Annotated in this window: 12 protein-coding genes; 7 read left to right on the plus strand and 5 right to left on the minus strand. The window is 63.6% G+C overall.

Translation table 11 applies throughout. The features are described 5' to 3' along the window. Nucleotides 1–47: 47 nt before the first annotated feature. Nucleotides 48–1676: a glycosyltransferase family 39 protein gene (locus tag BM083_RS08070; protein WP_089868120.1), complete on the minus strand. Its 1629-nt coding sequence runs from the start codon at nucleotides 1674–1676 to the stop codon at nucleotides 48–50. A gap of 49 nt (nucleotides 1677–1725) precedes the next feature. Beyond that, nucleotides 1726–3078, minus strand: a complete 1353-nt coding sequence (locus BM083_RS08075; RefSeq protein ID WP_089868454.1) for an arylsulfotransferase family protein — start codon at nucleotides 3076–3078, stop codon at nucleotides 1726–1728. Between the two features lie 404 nt (nucleotides 3079–3482). Between BM083_RS08075 and BM083_RS08080 the strand changes: the two genes are divergently transcribed. Continuing rightward, nucleotides 3483–3944 carry a DUF6653 family protein gene (locus BM083_RS08080; protein ID WP_089868123.1) on the plus strand — a complete coding sequence of 154 codons (462 nt, stop codon included), beginning with the start codon at nucleotides 3483–3485 and terminating at the stop codon, nucleotides 3942–3944. A gap of 9 nt (nucleotides 3945–3953) precedes the next feature. Here BM083_RS08080 and sufB read toward each other — a convergent pair whose 3' ends face one another. Next, the gene (gene sufB / locus BM083_RS08085; RefSeq protein ID WP_394327586.1) at nucleotides 3954–5414 is read right to left on the minus strand and encodes a Fe-S cluster assembly protein SufB; all 1461 of its coding nucleotides are present in this window, start codon (nucleotides 5412–5414) and stop codon (nucleotides 3954–3956) included. 115 nt (nucleotides 5415–5529) lie between these two features. Between sufB and BM083_RS08090 the strand changes: the two genes are divergently transcribed. From BM083_RS08090 to BM083_RS08105, 4 genes are all read left to right on the plus strand, one after another. After that, a complete protein-coding gene (locus BM083_RS08090) occupies nucleotides 5530–5724 on the plus strand; it encodes an HVO_2922 family protein (RefSeq protein ID WP_009367345.1) in 195 nt (64 codons plus the stop codon). A 149-nt stretch (nucleotides 5725–5873) separates the two neighbouring features. Then, nucleotides 5874–6608: an archaeal proteasome endopeptidase complex subunit alpha gene (gene psmA / locus BM083_RS08095; protein WP_089868126.1), complete on the plus strand. Its 735-nt coding sequence runs from the start codon at nucleotides 5874–5876 to the stop codon at nucleotides 6606–6608. A gap of 5 nt (nucleotides 6609–6613) precedes the next feature. Continuing rightward, nucleotides 6614–7444, plus strand: a complete 831-nt coding sequence (locus BM083_RS08100; protein ID WP_089868129.1) for an MOSC domain-containing protein — start codon at nucleotides 6614–6616, stop codon at nucleotides 7442–7444. A gap of 54 nt (nucleotides 7445–7498) precedes the next feature. Continuing rightward, entirely contained in the window at nucleotides 7499–8767 is a 1269-nt protein-coding gene (locus BM083_RS08105; protein WP_089868131.1) for a hypothetical protein, read from the plus strand. Nucleotides 8768–8775: 8 nt separating this feature from the next. Here the strand turns inward: BM083_RS08105 and BM083_RS08110 are convergent, their stop codons facing one another. Continuing rightward, nucleotides 8776–9513: an SDR family oxidoreductase gene (locus BM083_RS08110; RefSeq protein WP_089868134.1), complete on the minus strand. Its 738-nt coding sequence runs from the start codon at nucleotides 9511–9513 to the stop codon at nucleotides 8776–8778. Between the two features lie 84 nt (nucleotides 9514–9597). Here BM083_RS08110 and BM083_RS08115 point away from each other — a divergent pair, with 84 nt between their 5' ends. Further along, entirely contained in the window at nucleotides 9598–10758 is a 1161-nt protein-coding gene (locus BM083_RS08115) for a metal-dependent hydrolase family protein (protein ID WP_089868137.1), read from the plus strand. 18 nt (nucleotides 10759–10776) lie between these two features. Here BM083_RS08115 and BM083_RS08120 read toward each other — a convergent pair whose 3' ends face one another. Next, nucleotides 10777–11271, minus strand: a complete 495-nt coding sequence (locus tag BM083_RS08120; RefSeq protein ID WP_089868140.1) for a hypothetical protein — start codon at nucleotides 11269–11271, stop codon at nucleotides 10777–10779. Between the two features lie 102 nt (nucleotides 11272–11373). On the opposite strand from BM083_RS08120, the gene BM083_RS08125 reads away from it, so the two are divergent. After that, complete coding sequence (locus BM083_RS08125) at nucleotides 11374–12105, plus strand: proteasome assembly chaperone family protein (RefSeq protein ID WP_089868143.1); 732 nt, start codon at nucleotides 11374–11376, stop codon at nucleotides 12103–12105. Nucleotides 12106–12116 lie beyond the last annotated feature (11 nt).

Genomic DNA, 12116 nt, shown 5'->3' on the forward strand with positions numbered 1-12116 from the left:
TCTCTACAATCCGATACGGAGGTTGTTGAAATGAATCTGACGGATGGTCAGTTGGCCCGACCAGTGACCCGGAAGACGATGGCTCCGTCGTTCTCGTAGACTGGTTCGTATCCTCTCGTGTCGATGAGCGACCGTCTGAGAGAGCCATCTGCGGTGTACTCGACGCCACGAATCGTGTACTCGCCTTTCGGGACGTAGAGGTAGTCGGGTGAGACGTCGTTCGTCGCGAGTGTCTGCGTGACGCAGTCGGCGTCGCCACACTCCGAGATGTCGTTGTAGAGTTCTATCTGGTGGTTGTACTGTGCCGGTGTCGTCCACTCGACGCCCCACGGACCGATTAGAATCCCTCGGTCGGTGAAGAGTGGGAACCACTCTGCTGCGTCGCCGAGGACGACGAACTGGGTTCCCGGTTCGGTGTTCGCGGCCACCCAGTTCATCGCCTTCTCGTCTGCGCTGTCCATGAACGGCGGTTGCGTCGAACTGTGGTCGTGTGCGGAGTCGAGCATGCCGCCGGCGAAGGCGACACCGACGGACGCCGCGAGGAGAACGACGGTGAGCGTAACGATGGTTCCGGCACGTCTGCTGTGCGGAAGCGAGACGTGTCGACGGAGCCACGGCACGACGAGTTCGACGACGAGTGCGGCGGCCATCATCGACCCGGCGACGAACATGAACCGGTCTTTCCCGATGACGTACCCGCTCGCGATGAGCCACGTCGGCAGGAACAGTCGACGCGTCTTGATGAACCACGCCGCACCCGCAAACGAGAGCAGGTAGAACGGCAGGACGATGTCGGCGTCGATGTAGACGAACGAGTCGAGGAGACGGCCGAGTCCGCCCCCGAGTCCACTGTGCGTCCCAGCGGCGGCGAAGAAGATGCCGGGCCCGTGTAGTTGAACCACCTGCAGCCACCACGGCGAGGCGATGACGACACCGCCGCCCGCGACGATTGCACCGGCGACGAGGCCGACGACCGTTCGGTCGAAGAACAGGTAGACGAGGAGCCAACTCATCCCGAAGAACACCGTGTAGACCGGATGGGTCAACACGGTGAGTGCGAAGAGAATCGTCCCGACGGCTACCAGTTTCAGTTCACCGCGTCGGTGGACACGGAGGGCCGTGTAGATGCCGAGCAGTGCGAGGAAGAACGCAGGTGCTCTGACGAGGCCACCGGCCGAAAGATGCCACTGTAGCGTGTCCGGAGTCACTGCGAGCAACATCGCCGCGACTGCCGCCTGTCGACGCGACGGGAGCAACTCCCTCGCGATGAAGTAGAAGACGATGGGATGTACTGCGGTGAACAGGACGGGAACGCCGAGGCTGATGGTTATCGGGTCGAGTCCCAAATCGAGGAGGACGGCGGCGACGCCGAACATCAGCGGCGGGTACGCGAAGGGGATGCCAGTCTCAGTGTAGAGCGGAATCGTCTCCGGCAGTCCGTAGCCATGGGCGATAATCTCCTCGGCTATCTGCAGGTAGAGGCCGGCGCCGTACGCGGGGTACGGATGTGTGAGCAGGTACGACAGCACGACGACGACGCTGACACAGGGGACGAGTGCTGGCCACACCCATTCGGGGAGTGAATCTGCCGTGTGCCGAGCATTCGAGAGTGCGTGTGACGCTCTTCCACCGATACTCTGTGTGCTTCTGTCGGGAGGGGAACTACTGTTTGCCATCGTATTCAACTCGTGTTCTCTGTGTCGTCAGTCGTCTCACCGTCGCCGTTCATCGCTTCGACCGGAGTGAAACCGGTGCGTGGAACGCGACGCCGTACTTCGACCACCGCCACTCGAGGGCGACCCACCCGACGAGCGTCAGGCAGAGTGCGACCAGTGCGAGCAGATGTGGAATCCCCATCCAGACGGGGAGGACGTACATCACCGCGTTGAGTTGCGGGCCGACGAGGCCGGAACTGCTCTCGCCGTCGCCGCCAGTTTCCGCGTTCTCGCCGCCACCGGTTCCGGCGGAGGCGTTTCCGGACTCGTTGGAGTCCATCGGCGACCCGCCGGTACTCTCGTCGCCCGTACCGAGTCGTTCCGCCTCGTACGGGAACGCGATGTCGGCGCTCCAGACCTTCTCACCGTTCTCGTCTATCTCGAAGACGCGGTTGCCGTTGGAGTCCGTAATCAGGGTGTGGCCGTTCGGCAACCGGTCGGCGTCTCGTGGCCACTGGAGTCGGTCGTCACTCCACTGCCAGTTCTTCGACCACGAGTCGCCGTCTCTCGTGTACTCGACGATGCGGTTTCGCTCCGAATCGGCGACGAGGACGGCAGGCCCACCGTTCGCCTCGGGCATGTAGTCCGGATTGTGCTGTTCGTAGAGCACCGAGTGGTCGTCGTCGGTGCCGAGCGTCCAGTTCTCTTGGAGGCCGGTCTCGCGGTCGAGAAAGACCACTTGGTCGTGGTTTCGGAGGCTGACCATGATGCGTCCGTCGTCGAGAACCTCGACGTCGTTCAGGTGTGTCCAGTCCTCGGGGAACGGTCCGCCGGAGTCGGGCGTGAAGTCGCTTCGCGCCTCCCACTCCCACTCGATGAGGTTCGTCGTCGTGTTGACCACGTAGACACGGTCCTCGGCGATGTCGGCGACGACGAGGCTGTCTTCGTCGAGTCTGTCGACGTCGTGCCACCGCGTGGAATGCTTTCCAGGCGTGATACCACTGTATACCTGTTCGACCGCACCGGTGGTCAAGTTTACGCGCTCGACACCGTTTCGGGTACACACCGTCTCACCGCCACACTGTGACTCGTTCAGGTGTTGCGCGTAGACGTACTCAACGGTGGCCTGGGTCTCCGGAACGGGGTCGACGTCCCAGTAGCGCGTGTGTGAGTCGTTGTAGTAGAGGACGCTCCCGTTCGGGGCGAACGCGATGAGTTCGGCGTTCGCCCGCGGTCCGTCACTCTTCTCGCCAAGCCACGTGTTCGAGTCGGTGGCGACGACGGTGATGTTGTCGCGAGGTTCGACGGCCTGTTGGTTGGTCGCAGCGCCGTCGGCTTGTTCTCCTGCTCCTGCTGCTGCTGTCGTTCCGGCCGTCATGTACCCGTAGCCGATGGTCGTCACCGAGAGGACGACGACAGCCATGACACAGAGCCGCACGAACCGACGGGTATCCATTACCTGTACTAACGAGCAGTGTCTGGATTATTATGAGCCAGTTAAGCCGAGACGGGTCTCAGTTGCCGGAGCGGTGACAGTACGTCGTGGATTAATCTGACGTTTGACGGATGAAACGGCGGTTACGGCCGCTTCTCGGCCCCTTCAGGGGACTGTTTTCGCGTGAAACGTCCCGAAACCGACGGGAAACAGCGTCTCTCACGCGGTTATTCGTGTTTTATTGATGATAAATGGCTGCGCGGCCGACCGTAGAGTCTCGTCGACTACATCACTGTGGCGCTAAAAGAGGAGACCGGAGTCGTGACAACAGAAGTATAAGAGAGGCCACAGAGGCTCCGAACTGCTTTGTCGCTTCCACACGTCTCAGTGCTATGGCCCACTCGAAGACAGACCTGTCGTTCCGCGAACGATACGGGGAGACGTACTGGAACCGGCAGGCGAACCCGAACAGCGGCCTCACACGACTTGCGACGGGGCCGCTGCTCATGTACGCACTCTACCGACGGAGTTGGCGACTGGCCGCGGCGACGGTCGTGTTCTCGCTTCTGAACCCGCTCCTCTTCTCAGAGCGGACAGAAGACAGTGACAGTTGGTTCACTCGTGCGTCCAGAGCCTCCGAAGCCGAAATCGGAGACGGCGTCCCGGTGTTCAGTGGTGAGTGGCCTGCCGTCCTCAACGTCCTGAATCTTCCAGTGTTCCTGTACGCGCTCTACTCGGCACTCGCACAGCGACCCGCGAGAACGGCGACGGCGACGGCGCTGTTCGTGGGGTTGAAGCTCTGGTATCTGAACGAGTTGGTGACGGACTACGACGAGCGGAAAGCAGCAGAGTGAGGCCCCGAATCAGCCGAGACTGCCCTCCATCTCCAGTTCGACCAGTCGGTTGAGTTCCACCGCGTACTCGATGGGTAACTCGCTCGTGATGGGTTCGATGAATCCCGAGACGATGAGCTGTTTCGCGGCGTCGTCGCTCAGCCCGCGAGATTGGAGGTAGAAGATGTCGTCGTCGCCGATCTTCCCCACCGTCGCTTCGTGAGCGACGTCGACTCGACTCTCGTGAATCTCGATGTGCGGCATCGTATCGGAGGTGGACGCGTTGTCGAACATGAGCGCGTCACACTCGACGGCGCAGGCGGCGTTCGTCGCGCCGTGGCCGATGCGGACGAGTCCACGGTAGTTCGTCCGGCCGCCACCCTTGCTGATACTCTTGGAGACGATGGTGGACTTCGTGTCGGGCGCGTTGTGGTAGACTTTGGCGCCGGTGTCGATGTTCTGCCCCTCGCTGGCGAAGGCGATAGTGATGTGGTTGTCCGACGCGCCGCGCCCGTTGAGGATAGTCGCCGGGTAGAGCATCGTCACCTTCGAACCCATGCTGCCGGAGACCCACTCCATACGCCCGCGTTTACCGACGATAGCGCGCTTGGTGTTGAGGTTGTAGGTGTTCTTCGACCAGTTTTGCACCGTGGAGTACTGGACGTGCGCGTCCTCCTTCACGAACACCTCGACTGCGCCGGAGTGGAGGTTGAAGACGCTGTACTTCGGTGCTGAACAGCCCTCGATGTAGTGGACTTCACTCCCCTTCTCGGCGATGATGAGCGTGTGCTCGAACTGGCCCATTCCGGCAGAGTTCATCCGGAAGTACGCCTGTACGGGCATATCGACGGAGACGCCTTCGGGGACGTAGACGAACGACCCACCGGACCAGATGGCTCCGTGCAGGGCGGCGAACTTGTTGTCGCTCGGCGGAACGCACTTCGTCATGAAGTACTCCTCGACCAACTCGGGGTGTTTCTGGACGGCTTCGTCCATGTTGCAGAAGACGACGCCCTTCTCCTCCCACTCTTCGCGCATGTTCTGATAGACGATTTCGGACTCGTACTGCGCGCCGACGCCGGAGAGCGAGTTGCGCTCTGCCTCCGGGATACCGAGTTTGTCGAACGTGTCGCGAATCTCCTCGGGTAAGTCGTTCCAGTCGCGGACGCCGCCGCGCGTCTCGACGTCGGGGCGGATGTACGGGACGATGGCGTCGACGTCGACTTCCGAGAGGTCCGGTTGCCCGGGCCACCCAGTCGGCATCGGCATCTGCTGGTACAGTTTCAGTGCGCGCAGACGGCGCTGGAGCATCCACTCGGGTTCACCTTTGTCAGCCGAGATGACGCGAACCGTCTCCTCGTTCAGCCCCTTCTCGGCTTGAAACGCCGACTTCTGGGCCATCTTGAAGTCGAACCGCGACTGCGAGTCTGTGGTGCGGAAATGTTCTTCAGCCGTGGTCAGTTCTCGCTTCTGTGGCTCTTCACTACTCATAACAGCTGAGTATGGGCTTCGAGGCGATATGAGGCTGTCTGCGGCCGTTTCAGAGAACCGGCACGATGGGTTCGAGCGACTAGGGTTTATACCCGGAGAACACCTATCTCACGGCATGACAGCGACGTTCGAACTCTACGTAGATACGCAGGGCGAACACCGGTGGCGTCTGGTGCACGCGAACGGCAACATCATCGCGTCGAGCGGCGAGGGGTACGCCTCCAAACAGAAGGCGAAACAGGGAATCCAGAGCGTCAAGACGAACGCCCCGGACGCCGACGTCGTAGAAACGATGGGGACGACGCGCTGAACGTCGAGTTGGGTTGCAATCGCCGGCGAGACGGAGACAGAGTCGACTGTGCGGGTGGCTCGCCTTTACAAGGGTTTTTCCGCGACGGGTCCGTATCCGGGTGTGATGACTGACAGCGTTTCGTCACCGACTGGACGGGAGGACGAGCGATGAACCGGAACGACCAGCAGGCCTACGACCGGGGAACGTCGCTGTACTCCCCCGACGGGCGAATCTACCAGGTGGAGTACGCCCGTGAAGCCGTCAAGCGCGGCGCACCGAGCGTCGGCGTTCGGACTCCAGACGGCGTCGTCCTCGCCGCACAGAGTCGCGCCGGGTCGTCGCTGATGGTCCAAGAGAGTATCGAGAAACTCCACAAACTCGACGACCACGTCGGCGCCGCGAGTGCCGGACACGTCGCCGACGCGCGCAAGCTCGTCGACTTCGCTCGCCGCGAGTCACAGACGAACCGCCTGCGCTACGGCGAACCCATCGGTATCGAGACGCTGACGAAGGAGATTACCGACCTCATCCAGGAGAACACCCAGCGCGGTGGCACCCGCCCGTACGGTGCGGCGCTCCTCATCGGCGGTATCGACAGCACCGGTCCGCGTCTCTTCGGAACCGACCCCTCGGGGACGCCCCACGAGTGGAAGGCCGTCGCCATCGGCGGCGGACGCGAGACCATCCAGGGCCACCTCGAAGAGGAGTACCGTCCGGACCTCGATCTCGACGCCGGTGTCGAACTCGCCGTCAACGCGCTTCTGACCGAACTCGAAGAAGTCGAAGCCGCCGACCTGAGTGTCGCCGTCGTCTCCGAGGACGGCTACCGCGACCTGACGGTCGACGAAGTCGACGAACATCTCGACGAGCGCGCGACGAGCGACGGCGAAGAAGACGAGTAGTCTTCGTGCCGGTCGACGACTCTCGCAGCGCTTCTCACCTCACGGCGACACTTCGCCGAATCACGACGTTTCCGGTGAAATCACTCGACGCCCAGACGGTCGAGTCCGTCGAACTCGTCGCGAACGGCGGACTCGCGGGCGACCGAGAGTTCGCATTGTTCGACACCGACGGCGAGTACGTCAACGGCAAGCGCACCCGACAAATTCACCGCCTCCGGTCGACGGTCGACCGCGAGACCGGCACGATTACGCTTCGGACACCGGAGCACGACGCCGTGACCACCGCACTCGACGCCGACGACGAGACACTCACCGACTGGCTCTCTGCGTTCTTCGGCGAACCCGTCGCCCTCCGACGCAACAGTGCAGGTGGATTCCCCGACGACACGACGGCGTCCGGACCGACGCTCGTCAGTACGGCCACGATTCGCGAACTCGCCTCGTGGTACGACGGTATCGACGAAGACGGGATGCGCCGCCGTCTGCGGGCGAACCTCGAAGTCGACGGCGTCCCCGCGTTCTGGGAAGACCACCTCTTTGCAGACCGGGACAGTCGCGTCGCGTTCACCGTCGGCGACGTCGGTTTCGAGGGCGTCAACCCGTGTCAGCGCTGTGTCGTTCCGAGTCGTGACCCCGACACGGGCGAGGAGCACCCGAACTTCCGTGAGACGCTCGTCGAGAAGCGTCGCGAGACGATGCCCGCCTGGAGCGGCGGCGACTGGTTCGACCACCACTTCCGCGTGATGGTCAACACCGTCGTCCCCGACTCGGAGTGGGGGAAGACGCTCACCGTCGGCGACGAGGTTCGGGTCGGCGAGACTGTTCGCGACGACTGAGGAGGACAGCAACGGCGACAAGGCTGATTAGTGCGCCGCCGGTATCAGCGGACGATGGGCGACTTCTTCGGATTCTATCGCGACTACGCGCAGACGGGCGTCCACGCGGCGAGCACCGCCGCTCTCACCGCGTTCGGACTACTCATGCGTTACCACGAAGGGTTCGCAGTGGTAGCGATACTCGCGTACCTCGCTCCGCTGGCGTACCGCTACCGCCAGTATCGGAAGAGCGACGGTGTCGACGAATCCGGCGAGTTACGTGAATCCGACGAACACGACGAATCTGGCCAACCTGGCGAACACGACGAACACGACGACTCTGACGAGCGACGAGTGACCGCCGAGGAGCAGCGTCCGTCCGGTGGACAGACCGAAGACGAAGGAAAGCGAGAGCAAACGGGGTCCGCGCACGACGACCCGGCGGAGTGGGGAGAAAGCCCCGCCGAGACGACGGCCGACCTGTACGACGTCGTCGGCGTACCGGCCGCCGGAGAGAACGTCTCGGCCTACGCAGTCGGTGCAGGTGGCCTCGTCCTCCGGCATGGGCCAGAGCAGTGGGAACCAGTCCTCGAAGACGGGCCGGGTGCGGCGGGTAACGCCCTCCGCGGCGTCGACGCGACGAGTGACGGCGACGGCGTCTGGGTTACAGGTGACGGCGGGTCACTCGGCCGTCTCGACACCGAGACGGGACGGCACACGGACCACACCGCGCCGGGCGGCGACACCAGCAACACGACCGATATCGCCGTCGCGGGGCCGGACGGGGCAGAGACGCTCTTCGTCGCCGATGGTTCCGGGCAGGTTCGCCGTGGGCAGTACGACGGCGAGACGGTCCGGTGGAGCGACCCCGTGAAACCGGGAAGCGGGTCGAGTCTGTCTGCCGTCGAAGCGGTCGACTGGGGCGGAGACGAAGACGAGCATGCCAGTTGGGTGTACGCCGTCGACACGAACGGTGGCGTGTTTCGGTCGTCGACGGGTGACGAGTGGGAGTCGGTCGGTATCGACGGCGCGAGTGCACTGACGGACGTGGCGGTCGGAGATAGCGACGAACTCTTCGTCACGAGCGACGACGGGACGCTCTCGCGCTACGACGGCGCGGTGTGGACGCCCGTGGAGACGGCCGAGAGTTCGCTCCGAGGTATCGCCGTCGGCGAGAACGTCGGTGTCGCCGTCGGCGACGACGGGACGGTTCTCGAAGCAGAAGGGAGACACTGGACCCGTCGAGAGACGTTCAGTGCAGAGTCGCTGGCCGCGAGCACCGTCGCGGTCGAACACCTGTTTGCGGTCGGTGAGGCGGGGACGATACTGGAACGAGGGCGGTGAGGTCCGACTCACCACTCGGAGAACTTGTCGCGGCGGTAGAGGTCGAGTTCGCTCACCGTCGAACGCTCCTGTTTCGCACAGAAACAGATGGCGTCGGCTATCTCGCTCGGTTCGGTCACCTCGCCGGGGTCGAACCGGTCTTCGAACGACTCGCCGTAGATGTCTCCGAACTCGGTTCGGACCTCCGAGGGGTTGACGACGGAGACGCCTACGCCTTCGTCGCCGACGTCCGCCTCGACGCTGTGGGCGAACCCGCGAACCCACCACTTGGTGGCCGCGTACACCGGATTGAACGACCGGGGGTACTGCCCGGCGAAACTCCCGACGAAGACGAGGTTACCCGACGACTTTTTCAGGTGTGGCAGTACCGCGCGGGTGACGAAGAACACGCCGTCGACGTTGGTGTCGGTCATCACCCGGTACTCGTCTGTGGTCATGTCTTCGACGCTCGACCCGCGGGCGAGTCCGGCGTTGTTGACGACGACGTCGATGCCGTCGAACGCACCGACCGCTCGCTCGACGGCGGCGTCGACGGCCAGTTCGTCGCGCACGTCTGTCGGAACGACCAGTGTCTCGACGTCGTGGGCGGCCTCCACGTCGTCGGCGATCTCTTCCAGTCGCTCTTCGCGGCGAGCGAGAAGGACGACGGCCGCGCCTTCACGAGCGAGTGCGTGACTCGTCGCTTCGCCGATGCCCGAACTGGCACCGGTGACCAGTGCAATCTCACCGTCGAGTGTGTCTCCCATGTGTGATACTCTATTGCAAGCCACCTGACCGTTTCCCCTGCCGAATCCCCTGTCTTTAGGTCGGAAGGTGTGAACACACACCTCATGCACGTATTCAGAGGCGGGCACGTCGTCGACGTCGACGGCGTCCGTGAAGCCGACGTCGCCATCGAAGACGGTCGAATCGTCGCCGTCGGCGACGTCGAAGCGGGAGGCGAGAGCGACACCGAGACGGACGTCTCGGGGCAGTTCGTCGCACCCGGACTCGTCGACGCCCACGTTCATCTGATGATGGACGGGCGACCCGACATCGCCACTACCCGAGGAGACAGCGAGTCGACCGCCGCCTACCGCGCGGCAGCGAACTTGCAGGCCGCCCTCGACGCGGGCGTGACGACGGTCCGGGACCTCGGCGCACGCGACACACTCGCGCTCGACGCCGCGAGAGCGGTCGAGTCGGGCGTCTTAGAGGGGCCGAGAGTGCTCGCCTCGGGGCAGAACGTCGTGATGACCGGTGGTCACGGCCACTGGTTCGGACGCGAGGCAGACGGACCAACGGAAGTTCGAAAGGCGGCGCGTGAGCAACTGAAACGCGGCGCAGACGTCGTCAAGTGTATGGCGACCGGTGGCGTGCTCACCGAGGGTGCGAAGACCGGGTTGCCGGAACTCTCTCTCGACGAACTGGAGGCGCTCGTCGACGCCGCGGCATCGAAAGACGTCCCGACGGCCGCACACGCTCACGGGAAAGAAGGTATCGAGAACGCCACTCGCGCGGGAATCACGAGCGTCGAGCACGGAACGTTCATGGACCGCGAGACGGCCGAGTTGATGGCCGAGCGCGGAACCTACTGGGTGCCGACGACGGCGGCCATCGTCGGTATCCTCGAAAACGGCGTCGAAGCCGGCATCCCCGAGGAGGCAGTCGCCAAGTCCGAGGAAGCCGCCGAAGCGCACGAACAGGCCTTCGAGTACGCACTCGACGCGGGTGTCTCCATCGCGATGGGAACCGACGCCGGAACGCCGTTCAACTTCTTCGCCGACATCCCGCAGGAACTAGAACTCCTCGTCGACCGGGGCCTCACACCTGAGCACGCGCTCGAAGCGGCGACGGTCAACGCGGCCGACCTCCTCGGTCTCGACGACGTCGGGAAGGTCGAAGAAGGCTATCGAGCGGACCTCGTCGTCCTCGCAGAGAATCCGACGACGACCGTGAGCGCGTGGCGACATCCGACGACAGTCGTCGCCGACGGCGACGTGGTTCGCTGACCGAGTCGACTGCTCAGATTAGGTTCCTTCCTCTGTGTCTTCGCTATCGTCATCGCCATCACCGTCGTCTCCATCGAGTGCGACGACGAGTTCGGCCGCGACGGACCGAGCGGTGGCGACGTCGCCTCCGGGTGCACTCCAGTCGAGCCGCTCGGCACGAGTGAGTTCCATCCCGACGGCGCGACAACCGTAGCCGAGTTCGGTGAGGCCGACGACCAGACGGTCGTCGACGGCCGGTGGCGCAATCTCCGCGTGACGGTCGAGTCGACTCGACAACGGGAGCAGTCGTCGCTGAAGGCGGTCGTAGGAACGAGATTCACCGTCGTCGAGCACCTGTTGTGTCTCTCGGACGACCAGACGTGCTTCCTCGACCCAGCGACTCGCCCCGTCGGGACTATCGACCCACTTCGGCGGAGCGAGTACCGTTCCGACGACGAAGATAGCCGTCGCGACGACACCGAGGAGTGCAGCCTGAAACAGGAGTGTCAGACCGACACCGGGGTCGGGTGCCATGCTGTGACAGACGTCGGCGAGAGACAAAACGTCACGCACTGACAATCCCTCCTGTTGTCCAGTCAGCGAAACCGACCTATCGGTCGAGGACGTACCGACAGTATGGCATCCGACGCACCCGAAGCGGCGTTTCAGATCCGTCACAACACCGAACCGGGAACCAGTCTCATCGCGGGGTTCGCCAGTTTCGGCCTCGCCGGAGTCGTCGCCGCCGACTTCCTCGTCGACCAACTAGCCCTCACCGAGATGGGGCACGTCGTCGCCAGTAATCTGCCGGCGTTTACGCCGTTCGAAAACGGCACGCCGCGACATCACTCACGGCTGTTTTCGCGGGACGACCTCGACATCACGGTGCTCGTCAACGAACTGTTCATCCCCGACTGGGCTGGCAACTCCTTCGCGCAGTCGATTCTCCAGTGGGGCGACGACCACGCTATCGAGGAGATTACCGTCCTCTCGGGCGTGCCGCTCTCGCACGTGAGACACGACGTGTTCTCGATTGCGACGAGCGATTACCAGTCCACCCGACTGACCGGGAGTGGCGTCGAACCGATGGCGAGTGGGTCGCTCACCGGCGTCAACGCGGGTCTCATGGCGCGTGGTATCGACTCGCCGCTCCGGACGGGGTTGTTAGTGACGCCAGTTCACTCGCAGGTTCCGGACGTCGCGGCGGCGATTCGCCTCGTCGAGACGGTCGAACAGCTGTACGGACTCGACATCGATTCGACGCCGCTGGAAGCGTTCGCCGCCGACGTCGACCAGTACTACCGTGACCTCGCGGCCCGCGTCGACGCCGCCGAAGAGGAACGGGTCGACGACCGAATGTATCTGTAGAGTATCCGCTG

This window comes from Halogranum rubrum (assembly GCF_900114455.1).
In the GTDB taxonomy this organism is placed as follows: domain Archaea; phylum Halobacteriota; class Halobacteria; order Halobacteriales; family Haloferacaceae; genus Halogranum; species Halogranum rubrum.

Excerpts from the sequence above, each read along its gene's own strand:
- BM083_RS08105 (WP_089868131.1), top strand. The coding sequence starts at position 7,499 with ATGGGCGACTTCTTCGGATTCTATCGCGACTACGCGCAGACGGGCGTC.
- BM083_RS08125 (WP_089868143.1), top strand. The coding sequence starts at position 11,374 with ATGGCATCCGACGCACCCGAAGCGGCGTTTCAGATCCGTCACAACACC.
- BM083_RS08110 (WP_089868134.1), bottom strand. The coding sequence starts at position 9,513 with ATGGGAGACACACTCGACGGTGAGATTGCACTGGTCACCGGTGCCAGT.
- BM083_RS08075 (WP_089868454.1), bottom strand. The coding sequence starts at position 3,078 with ATGGCTGTCGTCGTCCTCTCGGTGACGACCATCGGCTACGGGTACATG.
- BM083_RS08090 (WP_009367345.1), top strand. The coding sequence starts at position 5,530 with ATGACAGCGACGTTCGAACTCTACGTAGATACGCAGGGCGAACACCGG.
- BM083_RS08070 (WP_089868120.1), bottom strand. The coding sequence starts at position 1,676 with ATGGCAAACAGTAGTTCCCCTCCCGACAGAAGCACACAGAGTATCGGT.
- sufB (WP_394327586.1), bottom strand. The coding sequence starts at position 5,414 with ATGAGTAGTGAAGAGCCACAGAAGCGAGAACTGACCACGGCTGAAGAA.
- BM083_RS08120 (WP_089868140.1), bottom strand. The coding sequence starts at position 11,271 with ATGGCACCCGACCCCGGTGTCGGTCTGACACTCCTGTTTCAGGCTGCA.
- BM083_RS08080 (WP_089868123.1), top strand. The coding sequence starts at position 3,483 with ATGGCCCACTCGAAGACAGACCTGTCGTTCCGCGAACGATACGGGGAG.
- psmA (WP_089868126.1), top strand. The coding sequence starts at position 5,874 with ATGAACCGGAACGACCAGCAGGCCTACGACCGGGGAACGTCGCTGTAC.
- BM083_RS08115 (WP_089868137.1), top strand. The coding sequence starts at position 9,598 with ATGCACGTATTCAGAGGCGGGCACGTCGTCGACGTCGACGGCGTCCGT.